General features: G+C 51.8%; 15 protein-coding genes. 3 read left to right on the forward strand and 12 right to left on the reverse strand.

Annotated features, from left to right (window positions below; all coding sequences use genetic code 11):
* Positions 1-148: 148 nt before the first annotated feature.
* The 10 genes from spoIIE to yabN form a co-directional block, all read right to left on the reverse strand.
* Positions 149-2,647, reverse strand: a complete 2,499-nt coding sequence (gene spoIIE, locus FHT67_RS27850; protein WP_167202014.1) for a stage II sporulation protein E — start codon at positions 2,645-2,647, stop codon at positions 149-151.
* 714 nt (positions 2,648-3,361) lie between these two features.
* Positions 3,362-3,850, reverse strand: a complete 489-nt coding sequence (locus FHT67_RS27855; RefSeq protein WP_127496997.1) for a S1 domain-containing RNA-binding protein — start codon at positions 3,848-3,850, stop codon at positions 3,362-3,364.
* Positions 3,851-3,947: 97 nt separating this feature from the next.
* On the reverse strand, positions 3,948-4,259 hold the full coding sequence (locus FHT67_RS27860; protein WP_165930831.1) for an FtsB family cell division protein: 312 nt from the start codon (positions 4,257-4,259) through the stop codon (positions 3,948-3,950).
* Positions 4,260-4,346: 87 nt separating this feature from the next.
* Positions 4,347-4,952: a spore cortex biosynthesis protein YabQ gene (yabQ, locus tag FHT67_RS27865; protein ID WP_132312933.1), complete on the reverse strand. Its 606-nt coding sequence runs from the start codon at positions 4,950-4,952 to the stop codon at positions 4,347-4,349.
* Positions 4,949-5,233: a sporulation protein YabP gene (yabP, locus tag FHT67_RS27870; RefSeq protein ID WP_127496999.1), complete on the reverse strand. Its 285-nt coding sequence runs from the start codon at positions 5,231-5,233 to the stop codon at positions 4,949-4,951. The genes yabQ and yabP overlap by 4 nt, the downstream gene beginning before the upstream one ends.
* A gap of 108 nt (positions 5,234-5,341) precedes the next feature.
* The gene (locus FHT67_RS27875; protein WP_167202015.1) at positions 5,342-6,157 is read right to left on the reverse strand and encodes a DUF817 domain-containing protein; all 816 of its coding nucleotides are present in this window, start codon (positions 6,155-6,157) and stop codon (positions 5,342-5,344) included.
* Between the two features lie 162 nt (positions 6,158-6,319).
* Positions 6,320-7,057, reverse strand: coding sequence for a hypothetical protein (locus FHT67_RS27880; protein WP_167202016.1), 738 nt, complete (start codon positions 7,055-7,057; stop codon positions 6,320-6,322).
* A gap of 156 nt (positions 7,058-7,213) precedes the next feature.
* Positions 7,214-7,492 (reverse strand): RNA-binding S4 domain-containing protein, encoded by a 279-nt coding sequence (locus tag FHT67_RS27885; protein ID WP_132312939.1) that lies wholly within the window; start codon positions 7,490-7,492, stop codon positions 7,214-7,216.
* A 3-nt stretch (positions 7,493-7,495) separates the two neighbouring features.
* Complete coding sequence (locus tag FHT67_RS27890; RefSeq protein ID WP_012772051.1) at positions 7,496-7,768, reverse strand: HU family DNA-binding protein; 273 nt, start codon at positions 7,766-7,768, stop codon at positions 7,496-7,498.
* A gap of 202 nt (positions 7,769-7,970) precedes the next feature.
* Positions 7,971-9,449: a bifunctional methyltransferase/pyrophosphohydrolase YabN gene (gene yabN, locus FHT67_RS27895; RefSeq protein ID WP_132312941.1), complete on the reverse strand. Its 1,479-nt coding sequence runs from the start codon at positions 9,447-9,449 to the stop codon at positions 7,971-7,973.
* 174 nt (positions 9,450-9,623) lie between these two features.
* Here yabN and FHT67_RS27900 point away from each other — a divergent pair, with 174 nt between their 5' ends.
* A complete protein-coding gene (locus FHT67_RS27900) occupies positions 9,624-10,763 on the forward strand; it encodes a glycerate kinase family protein (RefSeq protein ID WP_132312943.1) in 1,140 nt (379 codons plus the stop codon).
* A gap of 20 nt (positions 10,764-10,783) precedes the next feature.
* Positions 10,784-11,407, forward strand: a complete 624-nt coding sequence (locus FHT67_RS27905; RefSeq protein ID WP_132312945.1) for a GyrI-like domain-containing protein — start codon at positions 10,784-10,786, stop codon at positions 11,405-11,407.
* Between the two features lie 502 nt (positions 11,408-11,909).
* On the opposite strand, the gene melA is transcribed toward FHT67_RS27905, so the two are convergent.
* On the reverse strand, positions 11,910-13,208 hold the full coding sequence (gene melA / locus FHT67_RS27910) for an alpha-glucosidase/alpha-galactosidase (protein WP_167202017.1): 1,299 nt from the start codon (positions 13,206-13,208) through the stop codon (positions 11,910-11,912).
* Between the two features lie 186 nt (positions 13,209-13,394).
* Between melA and FHT67_RS27915 the strand changes: the two genes are divergently transcribed.
* The gene (locus tag FHT67_RS27915; protein WP_132312949.1) at positions 13,395-14,252 is read left to right on the forward strand and encodes an AraC family transcriptional regulator; all 858 of its coding nucleotides are present in this window, start codon (positions 13,395-13,397) and stop codon (positions 14,250-14,252) included.
* A gap of 70 nt (positions 14,253-14,322) precedes the next feature.
* On the opposite strand, the gene spoVT is transcribed toward FHT67_RS27915, so the two are convergent.
* Positions 14,323-14,862, reverse strand: a complete 540-nt coding sequence (gene spoVT, locus FHT67_RS27920; protein WP_132312951.1) for a stage V sporulation protein T — start codon at positions 14,860-14,862, stop codon at positions 14,323-14,325.
* Between the last annotated feature and the right edge of the window lie 329 nt (positions 14,863-15,191).

The raw sequence follows: 15,191 nt of genomic DNA on the forward strand, positions 1-15,191 counted from the left end.
TGCCCTATTTCCCGAGAAATTATGCAGCCTTTGCAAAGAAAAATTTATTATTCGGGCTTTAACCGCGCAAAAAGGCTCTTGAGCCAAAGCGCAAACTGCCGCGCTTCGGTCTAAGAGCCTGCATCCGCCCATTTGTCATCTGCCTCCTTCAGCTAACCGTCCGCGGCCGCTCCATCCGGTTGATTCCCGGCCAACGGAATGACGCCCACTCCGGCAAATGCTTATCGATCCTTGCGACAAGCACCGTCATATCGTCTTTAATATCGCCCTCATGGTACCTCACCACCGTCTCCAGCAAGGCATCCGCCATGTCCTGCGGTTCATCGGTCTTCAGCTCCTGGATAATCCTCTTCATCCACATCTCCTTATTAACCGCATGGCCCGGCGCATCATAAATGCCGTCGCTCATCATGACGATCGTGTCGCCCGGCTGCAGCGGCATCGAAATCAAGTCGAATTCGATATCCTGCAAAATACCGACCGGCAAATTATTCGCCGTTACCGGAATCACCTCGTTTCCGCGTTTAATAAAGCTTGGCGTCGAGCCAATCTTCATGAAGGTCGTCCTCGCCGTATATAAGTCGATCATCGCCAGGTCGATCGTCGCGAACACCTCGTCCGGCGACCTTAAGAGAAGAATCGAATTAACCGATTTGATGGCAAGCTTCTCATCCATCCCGGACTTTAGAAGCTGCTGCAAAATCGACAGGGCAGCGCTGCTCTCCTGGCGCGCGCGTTCTCCATTGCCCATGCCGTCACTAATGGCTACGGCGAATTTGCCATTGCCAAGCTCGAGCATACTGAAGCTGTCTCCCGACAGCAGATCGCCACCTTTGGCGGCACCGGCAATGCCTGTCTCTACCTCAAATTCCTTGGCCGAACCAAATACGACAAGGGTTGGTTCCCCATTCTTTTCCGCCGGACGCTCTGATTTGACGGCCACATGCTCGCCCAGTATATCCGATAAGAGCGGAGCGATAATTTTGCGGCATTCGTCATACCCCCTGGCAAAATGATGGTACAGCTCGATTTCCACGTTCCCCTCCTCCAGGTTAATAACCTCAATCTCCTGTATGGATAATCCTAGTCCCTCCAATGCTTCGCGGATCTGTTCCTCCTGCAGATGCAGGGTCTGCCCCTCCCTTTTAATTTCGTGCGCCAGGTCCTCCATCACCTGCGATACGCCTGATAATTGATCCGCGACAAGCTGGCGGGAATCGAATATTTGTTTTTTCCAGTGCATATCATTCTTATAAAGCTCGTACTCCTGCTCGATAATGCCAAGCACCTGAGCCGGCTTAGCGCAATGGGACGCCCATGTGCGCGGCATATTATGCGTTGGAATGCGGTCCTCGTCCACCGCCGAGATCATGTCCTTCATCATTTGATAGGTTTGGAAATACTTGCCCTCCCAGCAAGCTTTATTCCTATGGCAGTCCGCGCAGCTGCGCGCCGATACCGCCTGCATGAAATGATTAAGCTCCTCCTCCTGCTTCACGGCCCCTGCCGTGTTGTTGTTATTCAGCTGGCCAAAGCTCTTCGAGAGCTGGCGGAACACCTCCGAATATTGGGATACCCGCTCCGCCGTTACGTCCCGCACGCGCTTGGCATACTCATGCTGCGATTTGGCATGCTCGTTTGTACCCGGAACATAGCGGGCGATGGTTCGAATCATAATTTTGGGGGTAAGCATAAGCAGGACAGCCGCGGTGACCGACTCCCATGTCGAGGTCATCACATCCGATCCGCTTCCCACATAGATGGCAAGGATTGAAGTGCCGAGCAGCATGCCGAAGGCAACCGCCGCTTTGCCGCCTTCGCGCAGAAGGCCGGCCAATAGCCCCGCGAAAGCAAGCAGACTCATTTGCACAACCGCGTTAAAGTCGGCGAGACTAAGGATGAGTCCGGCAACTACGCCTACACAGGCCCCAAGCGGAGCACCGCCCGCAAGGGCAAACAACAAGAGCAGGAAGCGCGACATAATATGTTCAACGGACAGACCGTAAATTTGCCAGCCTACCGCTCCGGTCATAACGGAGGCAAGCAGAATCATCAGGCAGATAATCTCTTCATTCTTGAGAGAGGCGGTCTTCTTCGCCATGGTCAGAACCGGTATGGCCTGAATAAAGACAAGCGTAAGCACAAAGCTGAGCGCTGCCTCCACCACCACCATCATGAATCCATACCAGCTCATCGTATCTCCTATGAAGAGTCCAAATAGCTGCACAAGTAAGGTGGAGATAAAGACGAGTAAGGGAGCAGACCCGAGCTCCGCCTTCTCGTAAGCCTCCAGGCCTTTAAATAATAAGAATAGAACGGCGAGCTCCATCCCGATCCATAAGGGTGCGGGCGTAACCGCGAACCAGCTCCCGGCGACCAGCGAAACGGCTGTCCAGGCGAACGCGTCTTTTCGAAGAAAGTAGACGACCGCAAAGTAAGCCGCAGCGAAGGGCATCAGGGATTCCAAGATCACCGCCCTTCCGAGCAGGAAGCCAAGCCCCACGAGCATGATTGTCCATTTTTTCGCGAGCACCAGCTGAACCAGCCTTCTCGAAGATAACCATCCGCGGCCCTTCTCCATCATGGAACGTCCCCATCCCATTTGTTGCTCACCCGCAGGAAACATAATGACATTTTCTTTTTTCATTTCGAACACCACCCATTTCGTTTTGTTGTGGTTCTCATTATAGGAGCATGTCCGTATGAAGTTTGTCAGTTTACCGTGGGTGTGCCGAAGTTTTTTCCGACAAAAGCCAAATCCTTCATCCACAAATTGTCAACGCTTTCAAATCCGCACCGTTACTGGGTTTAAACCTGACACGTGACTATTGGCACTACTGCCGCTTCAACAAAAACCGTCGCGCCGCGCCGCGGACTGCCAGCGAAATCTTTGTTTTCTGCTGTCGGGATTGCAGGGAGTATCGGGGAAACAAGCTGAAACTTTTTTTGAAATGAGGTATATTTTTTGAAAAAAGCGCATAGCGGGGGTTAAAAAACGGGGATTAGTCGTCTTTTGCTTGCTTGCGGGACCGAATTGGGCGCAGATAAACACCATTGAGCTGCTTCGTCAGAAAATGCTGGAGCCTGCTTTTATGAGGAAGTTTGTCGCTCCGTACGGGATGAGCTTTAATACCCTGCTTGCGTTTTTGATAAACACAGATTTTGGGGAGTAGCGAGAAGGCGTGCTGCCGTGAGAAATCCCGGATCGATGCAAATCGAAGATGGGCGACCGCGTTTAGCTGTAGGTTTTATCGCCAAAAAGACCTTATAAATTCCGACTCTCGGAATTTATAAGGTCTTTTGCGGTAAAAAAGGCAGAACCGTTTAGGTTCTGCCCTCATATGATTGTATAAAATCCAGCTTAGACCCGTTTAGCACCGCGGCCGCCGCGTTTGCCTTCGGTATTTTTCTTGAGGGAGGAGATACGTTCTTCGCTATCTTTCAGGAAGCGAGACATTTTATCCTCGAATGACGGTTTGTTGTAAGACGGTCTGCCAGCCGACTGCTTGTTGAAAGGACGTCCACCGCGATCTTGACCGCCGCCGCCTCCACGGTTAAAACCGCCGCCACCGCCTGCGCGTGGTTCGCGCTGTGGCGCTGCTTGGCCCTCAGGCCGGTCAACTGCCTGTTTAATGGAAAGTCCGATCTTACCGTCTTTATCAACGTTGATCACTTTGACTTTAACAACATCGTCAATTTTCAGGTGATCCTTCACGTCTTTGACGTAGTTATCGGCAATTTCCGAGATGTGAACGAGCCCTGTGACACCCCCGGACAAATCAACGAATGCTCCGAAATGCGTTATGCCTGTCACTTTGCCTTCTAACTTGGCCCCTACTTCAATTGCCATAAAATAAAATGTTCCTCCCTAAGCTAAATAGCGTTACTATCGTGATTATAACCGAATCGTCAAAGTAAGGTCAACAGACGTTCACCCGTTGTAGCGTCTATTTAATGACCTGAATCTGCTGTTCTCCAGGTGTTACCATTCCTTGTTCCTTCGTTGCAAGTTGTCTGATATATTCCGGATCGTTAAGCCGATCGATCTGTTGTTGAAGCTGCTTGGACTGCAAGGTGGATTCATCTACCTGCTTCTTGATCTCCGTCAATTGCGCCTGCGTGGCACGCGCATCCTTGATCTGACCAATAAAGGTATAAGCCGCCCAGCACAAAAATAGAGTGATGCACATGGCCCATATGCGCAGACGGCGTTTGGATCCTGCGTTCCCTGTCGATTGATTGGCTGTGGCAGTCGTCATAACGGTAATCCTCCTAAAATGAATGATCACCCCATCGGCCGTTGCCGGGCCATTGCGATGATTCATGGTTGGAAAGCTTGGGCTACGTTAAAACAGGCGTTTCCATAATTTTATAACGCCTGATAGGATCTTGTCCCCTCTTTCCTTGAGCTGCAGGCTGGAAAGCTTTGGTCCAAGCCATCGCCATAACGGGCGCGTAAGCGGACCAAGCAGAAAACGCAGCAAAAGCCAGAACGGACGAACCAATTGTAGCACAATTTTTAGAAGGAATATAGTGAGTGCAGTCCCAAATCCGATTAATACGCGGATAAACCTGTATAACAGAACGACCGGCTTCACAATTAGAAGGTCGAATGTCCGCACAGTGAACCGGATGAGGGCTCGTACCGCATCAATCAGCCATTTTACCGTACGGATGACCGGTTTGCTCAGCAGCCAATAGTAGCATAGCACGCCAATAAGCAAGCCGAGGAATACATACGCCCGCACCTCGCCATAGTTGCTGGCGTACAGCACACGAAACACAAGGAGCGATGCGGCCAGCCAGTACGCCATATCGAGTACCGGCAGCGTCCACCGCGGAAAGCGCAATTCGTTCGACACCACCCGGTAGCCGTCGAAGATTACGCCCATCCCGATGCCTGACAGCAGCATCATCCCCATCGTGAGGAACTGAAGGCTTAAGGAGGTCACTTAAACAGCTTTCCGAATAAGCCTTTTGTTTTGGTAGAGGTATTGGCGTCCAAGTAGGCGAGTGAATGGACATACCCCTCGATGGCAACGAGGTTTTGCTCCAGATTGAGATGCTTGATATGCAGGTTTTGCCCTTTTATCATCAGGAAGCCAAGATCGGTATCGAGCAGAAACTCTTCGCTGTCGAAACTTTCCACATTCAGCACACCGGTGATTTCAAGCAGCTTGCGGTTCAGCATTTTGACTTCCTGCCGCTTCTGCCCTTTGCTTTGTTCAACCATTGACCCGTCCCTCCACTTCGAAAGCATAGCTTGAGACTAGCTTATGGGGGTTGGACGAACTTTAGAACATCCGCGCGGGGCAATTCTACTCTTTCATATTCGCTTTCGCTAGAGCGCGGGATTGCCTCCGTCCCTCGCGCTTTTTACGCGCTTTAGCTGCGCCACGATAATGACGCTGATGACAACGAGCAGGAACCAGGAGCTAATTTTCCCCAGATGGACGATATGCCAGGCATGCTCCTGATCCGGGTAAGCCCATGCCCCCATAAACGTCGAAATATTTTCCGCGAGCCAGATGAAGAAGCCGATTAGCAGGAAGGACAGCACAACATGCATGCGGTATTCCCTGCCCCCCACCTTGTACGTAAAGGATGTCCGGTAAAAGACGGCAACCAAAAGAACCGTCAGCACCCACCGCAAATCCCATAAATAGTGATGGGTAAAAAAGTTCAAATAAATAGCTGCGCAGACCATGACGGTATAACGCTGCCTCGGCCAACCGTAGACGGAAATCGACAGCCGCCTCCACGCCTGGCAGATGTAGCTCGCAACGCTGGCGTACATAAATCCGCTGTAGAGCGGCACTCCGTACAGCTTCGACCAGCCTTCGCCCGGATAAGACCAGGAGCCCATGTGCACTTTGTACAGTTCAAGCATCAATCCGATGAGATGGAACATGCATATTACTTTGAGTTCGTCGACGGTCTCCAATTTCAATGCAACCATACCAACTTGGGCAATCAGGCAGATCAGCAGCAGCAGATCGTAACGATGAACGTAGGGTATGGATATAACTTTCGTTAAAGCGAGCGACGCGAATATAATAACCGGAAAAATACAGGACATGGCCTGCTGATAACCAAAAATAAAAAGCTGCCGGATGCGGCGTAACAAAACGGCATTCCATAAGGGCTGCAATTCCATAAGTGTGCCCCTCCTCTGCATAGTGAAAAATCACCCTTAAAGTATCACAGTATTTATCGTTTTACAATAAATTTTTAATGATATCATTGATATGTTTGTTTATAGAAAACAAAAAGAGCGTATCTCCCTTGAGAGAAACGCTCTTACTCTTTGCCGGTTCGGTTACGCTGTTACGGCAGCTTCTTCAGCCGCCCGAGCGGACGCTCCAAATTGCTCCGTTCTGATCGTGAGATACAACACAAGAGATAGAATAACGCTAATCAGCGATACCCAATCTATGAACAAATAATAAAGCGTAACCGTAATCCCGTTGATCATCCCCGACTCTAGCAGCAATTTGCTTGCGCCAAGCCCTATGAGAAAGCTAAATAGATTGACTACAACGCCAAGTCCGATAAAACGCCAGAATTGCCCTGCGGCCATATTGCGGCTGCTCTCGAGCGGATTCGTCACGGAGGTATTCTCGATGGAGACGACGGCGGGAAGCAGCAGAAGCCTTACGTACATGAACAAACCCGGAATGACGAACAACAGAAGCCCCGCCGTAAAAATGACGCCTTGCAAAAAATTATACATGATCATCCGCAGCCACTTGCGAAGCCCCCAGCGGTAAGCATCGGCAACGCTGCCCTTGTCGCCGCGAAGTCTCTCAACCAGATAATGAACCGCAACAGGGGTCAATAAGGTTAGAAAGAGCTGAGAGATAACAATGTCCTTGAGGATACTATCAATAGACAGGTTAGAAAAACCGTAACAGACGATGAGTTCGACCGGTACAATCGTAATGGCCGTTATGAGCAGCAGCACCGCGGCATTTTTAACAAAGAGAGAAAAAGTCATCCCTAATACGCCGCCTTTTGAAGGACGGATTTCGGGCAAATTCGTCATGGTTGCAATCACAGGTGCCTACCTCCTGAGCATCAAGGTGAACCGGCTTCGCCGTCCTTAGACGGGGAGCGTTTCAGTCCGGAGAATTCTAAGCTATGTATGAAAAGAAATATTAACTCTTAGAATGGAAAAAAAGAGCTGCCACTTGAGGTGACAGCCCTTTGTTGTTTACCAGCCGAGGTTATCCTCGCGCGGGCGTTGTTCTTCCTTGATCAAAGTGTAAAGCTCACCGGCTTCATCCTTGCGGGTAGTTTCGGCAATCCGTTCGACGCGAACGGTTACCGTCTTCTGTCCGTATTGGATCGTAAGCTCATCCCCTGGTTTAACCGTGCTGCTAGCTTTCGCCTCACGGCCGTTGATCCATACGCGCCCTTGCTCGGACACGTCCTTTGCCACCGTACGGCGCTTGATCAACCGGGATACTTTGAGGAATTTATCCAGACGCATGAATTACTTGATAGCGTCTTTCAGCTTGTTGCCTGCTTTGAATGCAGGAACTTTGGATTCTGGGATGGAGATTTCTTTGCCCGTTTGCGGGTTGCGGCCAACGCGGCCGGAACGTTTACGAGTTTCGAAAGTACCGAAGCCGATCAGTTGTACTTTATCTCCGCCTGCAAGCGCGTCAGTCACTTCGCCGAGGAAGCCGTTCAATACCGCTTCTACGTCACGTTTAGTCAAACCGCTTTTTGTTGCAATGTTGTTGATCAGATCTGTTTTGTTCATTATTAATATCCTCCTAAATTCAATTCGCCTGTTTTGTTCGGTCAACGCTCCTAATGGGCGCTGCCGTTTGTTTGGTAATTTTAAGCATAAACACAAACACGTTGATACTTATTCTGCTTGTCAGTAAAAAAATCCTGCTGCACGAGTAAAAAAATTTACCGAAAGATGCAGAAATGTTGCGATTCGTGGCGAATCCGAGGCTCTATTGTCGCTTCGCTTCCTCCCACCAACGATCCATTTCTGTTAAATCAGTCTGGTCAAAAGTTTTGCCGTTTATACGAAGCTGTTCCTCAATATAAGAGAATCGGCTCTTAAATTTTGCATTCGTGCGAGAGAGCGCCTCCTCGGGATCCGCGTGGATAAAGCGGGAAGCGTTCACGACCGCAAACAGCAAATCTCCCAGTTCCCCGGCCTGCTCCTCCGAATCCTTCGAATCTATCGCCTCGCGCAGCTCGCGCAGCTCCTCTTCTATTTTGGTCAGAACCGGTTCCAGCTCGTCCCAATCAAAGCCAACCTTCGCCGCTTTCTTCTGAAGATGATAGGCCTTCATAAGCGCCGGCAGATCCTTCGGAATGCCGTCCAACTGCGACTTGCGGGCATCGTCTTCGCCTTTGCGCTTCTTCTCCTCCGCCTTCATCTGCTCCCAGTTGCCAAGGGCCTCGCTGGCATCTCCGGCGCTGCGGTCGCCAAACACATGCGGATGGCGGAAGATCAGCTTCTCGTTCAGGCTTTCGATCACGTCATAGACGGAAAAGGCTCCCGTCTCCTCTTCCATCTGGCTGTGCAGCATCACCTGCAGGATTACGTCGCCAAACTCCTCCCGCATATGGTCGGGATCATCGTTATCGATGGCCTCAAGCGCTTCATACAGCTCTTCGATGAAATTCTTGCGGATGGACTGATGCGTCTGCTCACGATCCCATGGACAGCCTTCAGGGCTGCGCAGAATAGCAACGATCTCGTGCAGACGGTCGAACGTACGGTTAAGAACGGCATCATCCTCCGTACGCGGCACCCAGATCAGCGACAAATTGCCGAAGCCCGGCGTCCGGTCGAGCTCGTACAACGGAACCTTGAGAATCTGTTCCTCGCCCGTTACTCCAAGCGCATGGCCAACGACAACCTCGTAGTCATCCGGGTAACGCTCCATCAGCGCAAGCTTTACATCCGATGCCGTGTAAGCGTCATAGACCTGCCCGATAATCGTATGTACGCGCGGCTGCACATGAGACGCCTTCAGGTCAGCCGCATCAAGCAGCGCAAAGCCCTCGATCGGATCAATGCCAAGACGGGTAAAAGCCTGGTCAAGGAAGCTTTCGCCGCCGATAATCTCGAGCGTTATACCGAGCGGCGAGCAGCGCTCGCGCAGCAGCTGCACCGTGCGCTCCGCTACCATCGGATGCCCCGGCACGGCATACAGGATTGGCGCGGATGCTTCCTGCGCCTTGCGGACAAGCGTATCCGCTATTGTATCATAAACCTCCGGAAAGGTGTCATGCTGTTCATAAACGCTGTCAAACGACGTATAAGCCAGCTGATGCTCCCGCAGCAGCGACATCACCGGATGCCGCTCCGTACGGACATAAATCGTCCCCGCCTCCTGCAGCCTCCGCCACACGCCAAGCGTTAATTGATCGGGATCGCCCGATCCCAGGCCAACTACCGTTATCGTTTGTGCCATATTCGCAATGCTCCTCCCTGCTACATGCAGATTCTACAGTGTAGTATACCATTTCTTGCATGAGGATTAATAATTCGAGGGCGTGGCGTACAATTTCATGGATGGCGAGACATCTCGGCGACCGGAACTTTAGGTATAATAAAAGCACAAAGAGTTGGAAGGAGATGGCTGTCCATGAAAATCGTTGTAGCTCCGGATTCTTTCAAAGGCAGTTTGTCCGCCGCCTCGTCGGCGGAAGCAATCGCTCAAGGCGTCCGGAGATGTGTGCCCGATGCCCAAATCATCAAGCTTCCGATCGCCGACGGCGGCGAAGGAACGCTCGACAGCCTTCTCACCGCTGCGGGCGGCGAGCGCGTGAACGTTAGCGTGGCCGGTCCGCTTGAAAGGCCCGTGGAGGCCTCCTACGGGCTGCTTGGGCAAACGGCCGTCATCGAAATGGCGGAGGCATCCGGCCTGTGCTTGCTGAAGGAGGAAGAGCGCAATCCGTCACTTACGACGACATACGGGACTGGCGAGCTTATCCGCCATGCGCTTGACCGGGGCTGCCGGCGTTTTCTGCTTACCGTTGGCGGCAGCGCCACTAATGACGGAGGAACCGGCATGCTCCAGGCGCTTGGGATGCGGCTGCTGGATCGGCTGGGCAATCCCGTCCCTGCTGGCGGAGGAAATCTGGTGGATATCGTAACGATCGACGACAGCTCATGGGATCCGCGAATAGCGGAATCTTCTTTTGTTATCGCCACCGACGTGCAAAATCCTCTTATCGGCGAACAAGGGGCATCACGCGTCTTTGGTCCGCAAAAAGGCGCGACTACCACGATCGTGAACCAGCTTGAGCATGGGATGACGGCGTGGGCTGATCGAATCCAAGAGAAAACGGGAATCCGACTCCACGACCGTCCAGGCGCTGGGGCCGCTGGGGGCTTATGCGGCGCCTATCTGGCCTTCTTCCCCGCCTCCATTCGCCGCGGCATCGATGTGGTTCTGGAGCATGTCCGTCTGGAGGAGCATCTGAAGGAGGCTGATCTGGTCATCACCGGAGAAGGCCGTATCGATCATCAGACGGCCTCCGGCAAAGCGCCGATGGGCGTCGCCCAACTGGCCAGAAAGCACGGTATCCCCGCCATTGCGCTCGCCGGATCAGTGGGAACCGGCATTGAAGCTTTATACGCGGAGGGTATCCACAGCGTGCACAGCATCATAAGCTCGCCGATGACCCTGAAGGAAGCGATGGAGTATGCTCCCGTCCTGCTTGAGCAGGCAGCTGAGCAAGTTATCCGCACCTTCCTTGCGGGGCGCGTACGCATACTGTAAAAGACCGGAGGTATTTTAAAATGAAATATGAGTGGAAAAAGAATGACAAACCGCTTTATCTGCCCAAAAATGTCCCTTCCGTCATCGAGGTGCCCGCAATGAACTACTTCATGCTAAAAGGCAAAGGCAATCCTAATCATTCGGAATTCGTAGAAGCTGTAGGAGCGTTATACTCCTTGGCTTACACGGTAAAAATGCTGCCCAAAAAAGGAGCTGCGCCAGAGAGATATTACGATTACACCGTTTTTCCGCTGGAGGGTATATGGGATCTGGAAGAAGAGGCCAGACAAGCTGCCGTTCTCGATAAGGATAAGCTTATCTACACCATCATGATCAGACAACCCGACTTCGTAACGGAGGCATTGGCACAAGAAGTCATTGAGGCCGTCAGCAAGAAAAAGCCTCATCCTCTCCTAAGCAACGTAGCGTTTGGCAAGCTGGAGGAAGGCCTCTGCGTTCAAATGATGCATCGCGGTCCTTACGATGAAGAACCTGCCAGCTTCGAAAAGATGGAGCAATATTGCGAGGAACAAGGGCTGAAACGAATCTCCAAGCTGCATAAAGAAATCTACATCTCGGATGCTAGAAGAACGCAACCGGACAAGCTCAAAACCGTTCTCCGTTTTCAGGCGGGACGCAACTGACTCACGTTTCGTTCTTTCCTGAGGACGCATGACAATCTCAGTTCAGAATTGTATCTCTTCCGGTTGCTGTTGCCCTTTTAAAGCTTGAACTAACTTGATTATACGAGGCTTTAAAATAGCAAAGGCAAACGCTCCGCTCCTCCAGAGATACATTTCCTCCCCTCAATCAATTGCTATATAAACCGCAATAGGCTGCCCACTAACCCAGGCAGCCTAGCTGTTTTAGAGGTGGCCTGAGGTCGAACAGGCCATCATGACAAAAAATAAGGCCGCCCCAATATGGAGTGGGCGGCCTTATTTCCTATAAAAACCGCGCTTTGCGCGGTTTTTGATCGGGTTGCGATCGATAGATAAGGAAAGGGTATGTAGCTCGTGGAGGAGCGCAGCGTTTGCCTTTGTGGCCCCGAATACTCGTTATACGAGTTCATTCAAAATTCGGGGCCGCAACAGCAACCGGAAGGAGCTACATACCCTGCCCCCGCCCGCCATCGATCACTAAGCATCATTTGAATGCGGGCAGCCAATCCCCGTGAGCCTCGATCAAATCGTCGCACAAAGCCACAATATCATCCATTGAAAGCTCCGCCGAAGTATGAGGATCCAGCATAGCGGCATGGTAGATATGCTCTTTCTTCTGCGTCAGCGCCGCTTCAATCGTCAGCAGCTGCGTATTAATGTTCGTGCGGTTGAGCGCAGCCAGCTGCGGCGGCAGATCGCCGACGTACGTCGGGTTGATGCCCGTGCGGTCTACTAGGCACGGCACCTCTACGCAGGCTTCCTTCGGCAGGTTGGTGATCAGGCCCGTGTTCATGACGTTGCCGCCGATTTTGAACGGCTTGCCGGTTTCAATCGCTTCCATGATATGCGACGCGTACTCATGGCTGCGCTTATGCTCGATATTGCTGTTCGCGAGCAGCGATTCCCGCATGCTGTTCCAGCCTTTGATCTGCTCGATGCAGCGGCGCGGATATTCATCCAGCGGAATATTGAAGCGGTCGATCAGCTCCGGATAATTACGCTTGATGAAGTACGGATGATACTCGGCATTATGCTCGGACGACTCCGTGATGTAATAGCCGAACTTGAGCATCATTTCGAGGCGAACCATGTCATGATGCTTCTCCTTCTGCTTCTCCGCCGCGCGGCGTTTGATCTCCGGATACAGATCCACGCCGTCCTTCTTCACTTCAAGCAGCCAAGCCATATGGTTGATGCCCGCAATCTTGGATTCCACGCCCGTAGCGTCCATCCCCAGGTTTTTGAACAGATCGGACACGCATACCTGCACGCTGTGACACAAGCCAACCGTTCTAACGCCGCCCGCCGTCGACAGCACATTCGTCAGTACCGCCATCGGATTCGTATAGTTCAGGAACAGAGCGTCCGGACAAACCTCGCGCATATCCCTCGCAAAATCAAGAACAACCGGAATCGTGCGCAGGTTGCGGAAAATACCGCCGATGCCAACCGTATCGGCAATCGTCTGGCGCAGCCCGTATTTCTTCGGAATTTCAAAATCCGTAATCGTACAAGGATCGTAGCCGCCTACTTGAATAGCGTTGATTACATATTTCGCGCCGCGCAGCGCTTCCTTGCGGTCCGAATAAGCCTTCACCGCGCAGTTGCTGCCAAGCGATTGTTTCATATTCAACAGTAACTGCTCGGAATCGCGCAGACGCCCTGCGTCAATATCGAATAAGGCAAGCTCGAAGCCTTGCAGCGGCTCCGTCAACATTACGTCACCCAGTACATTTTTCGCGAATACCGTGCTTCCCGCACCTAGAAAAGTAATTTTAGACATCTTAGCTTCCGCCTCCGTTTTCTAAAAAGGAATTGACTCCTCCACTATATCTCCGAAGCGGATAAGCGAACATGGCAAAGCCTCTTATTTATTTGTCATAATCCCATTTCCTTATGACGAGCCGGGCTGCCGGGTTTATAATAAAGATATAAGCTGTGTACCATCCATACTGGAGGGAACCGCCCTATGCCGTTATCCGAAATTTATCTGCCCAGTCCGGCAACAGAGCGTTATATGGACTTAAGCCTGCTCTTTTGGGGCAAGCAGGATTGCGATCCCGGGCATTATTGGGGTCCTGGTCTTCGCGATATGTACATCGTTCATTACATCCACAGCGGCACCGGTCAATTCCGGTTAGGCGAGCTCAGCTATGAGCTGCATGCCGGTCAAGGCTTTCTTATTATTCCGGGTACGCTTGTGTATTACAAAGCAGATGAGTCCGACCCCTGGACCTACTCCTGGGTCGGACTCAAAGGGCTTCATGCGAAATCTCTGCTGCAGAGGGCCGGCCTTAATCCTGCAAATCCGATATTCGACGCAACGGAGCAGAAGGACTTTTTCGAAACCGTCTATGAGCAATTTCATCAGGCCCTTGATGATCTTCCCGGCAGCGGTGATCTATTCAGTCAAAGCCTTCTGTACCAGTACATGGCCCGGCTGGTTGCCTGCAACAAGCAGCCCTCTGCTCCGGCGCATGCCGTCAATACGAAAGAAGCCTACATCAACAAGGCGGTTGCTTTTATCGAGAACAGCTACAGCCTTCCGATCTCCGTTCAGGATATCGCGAATTTCGTCGGGCTCGACCGCACGTACCTGTCCGGCTTATTCAAAGCGCAGCTGGGTGTCTCGTTGCAGGCCTTCCTGCTCCGTTTCCGGATGAACCGGGCCGTTGAGCTTCTGCATCATCAGGAGCTTACCATTGGCGACATTGCACGCTCCGTCGGCTATACCGACCCTTTCCTGTTCTCGAAAATGTTCAAAAGAGTGATCGGCAGCTCCCCCCGGGCATCCCGGGATCATATCAACCGCGCGACCACCACATGAAAAGGCCTGGTTTCCGTTACGATGCAACCTGCAATCGTTTATCGGGAACCAAGCCTTATTTTTCGCCTTATTATTGTTCCATTTGTTTCGCCAGGAAGCCTGCCGCCGTCTCCACCATTTTGGTTTCCATCTGCGACATTTTTACCGCATCGTCTTTGCTGAGCAGGACCACGGTGCCGATTGGATCTCCGCCTGCAACGATTGGTGCTGCTACGTAAGCGGAGTATGTGTCGTGCATATCCTTAACGATCTCGTATGTGCCGGAAGTGCCTTCAATCGTCTTGCGGTTATCCATGCATCCTTCCAGAATCGATCCGATCTGCTTCTCCAGCAGTTCTTTTTTCGAAGCGCCGGCTACGGCAATAACCGTATCGCGGTCGGTAATGAGGGTAACATGGTTGGTGCTCTCGAATAAGGATTCGGCATACTCTTTGGCGAAGTCACCAAGCTCGCCGATTGGAGAGTATTTCTTCAGGATTACTTCGCCATCGCGGTCAACAAATATTTCGAGCGGATCTCCTTCACGAATACGTAAAGTACGGCGGATCTCCTTCGGAATCACCACACGCCCGAGATCATCGATGCGACGTACAATTCCAGTTGCTTTCATTTCTTGTTGCCCCACTTTCCTAGAGGATTTTAAGTCACTGGATACGATTAGCCTTCATAACAAGCGATTGCCGCCGTCCCCGTTATAAGTCAAGGATTAAAGCGTTCTCGCGGAAAAAGAATGATTCAGCTAGCGGAGCGCCTATTCTAAAGCTGCCGTTATGCTGGTTGTGATTCGGCTGCTCTTTTGTCTAGCGCGTTCGATAACGAATTCTTTTGTGATTCTGACCATAGTATTCATCGGCTCCCAATTTCTTATGCACGGCTATCCGCCGCTTCCCGCGGGTTTCCTGCTGAAGCCAGGCAATATCGGACAGATGTGGTAAGGCA

The sequence above is a fragment of the Paenibacillus sp. BK720 genome, from assembly GCF_011761545.1.
Lineage (GTDB): Bacteria > Bacillota > Bacilli > Paenibacillales > Paenibacillaceae > Pristimantibacillus.

Coding starts and splice junctions, on each gene's coding strand:
- yabP (WP_127496999.1), bottom strand. CDS start 5,233: ATGGTTGAACAAAGCAAAGGGCAGAAGCGGCAGGAAGTCAAAATGCTG.
- spoVT (WP_132312951.1), bottom strand. CDS start 14,862: ATGAAAGCAACTGGAATTGTACGTCGCATCGATGATCTCGGGCGTGTG.
- FHT67_RS27855 (WP_127496997.1), bottom strand. CDS start 3,850: ATGGCAATTGAAGTAGGGGCCAAGTTAGAAGGCAAAGTGACAGGCATA.
- FHT67_RS27890 (WP_012772051.1), bottom strand. CDS start 7,768: ATGAACAAAACAGATCTGATCAACAACATTGCAACAAAAAGCGGTTTG.
- FHT67_RS27875 (WP_167202015.1), bottom strand. CDS start 6,157: ATGGAATTGCAGCCCTTATGGAATGCCGTTTTGTTACGCCGCATCCGG.
- FHT67_RS27860 (WP_165930831.1), bottom strand. CDS start 4,259: ATGACGACTGCCACAGCCAATCAATCGACAGGGAACGCAGGATCCAAA.
- spoIIE (WP_167202014.1), bottom strand. CDS start 2,647: ATGAAAAAAGAAAATGTCATTATGTTTCCTGCGGGTGAGCAACAAATG.
- FHT67_RS27905 (WP_132312945.1), top strand. CDS start 10,784: ATGAAATATGAGTGGAAAAAGAATGACAAACCGCTTTATCTGCCCAAA.
- FHT67_RS27915 (WP_132312949.1), top strand. CDS start 13,395: ATGCCGTTATCCGAAATTTATCTGCCCAGTCCGGCAACAGAGCGTTAT.
- FHT67_RS27900 (WP_132312943.1), top strand. CDS start 9,624: ATGAAAATCGTTGTAGCTCCGGATTCTTTCAAAGGCAGTTTGTCCGCC.
- yabN (WP_132312941.1), bottom strand. CDS start 9,449: ATGGCACAAACGATAACGGTAGTTGGCCTGGGATCGGGCGATCCCGAT.
- FHT67_RS27885 (WP_132312939.1), bottom strand. CDS start 7,492: ATGCGTCTGGATAAATTCCTCAAAGTATCCCGGTTGATCAAGCGCCGT.
- melA (WP_167202017.1), bottom strand. CDS start 13,208: ATGTCTAAAATTACTTTTCTAGGTGCGGGAAGCACGGTATTCGCGAAA.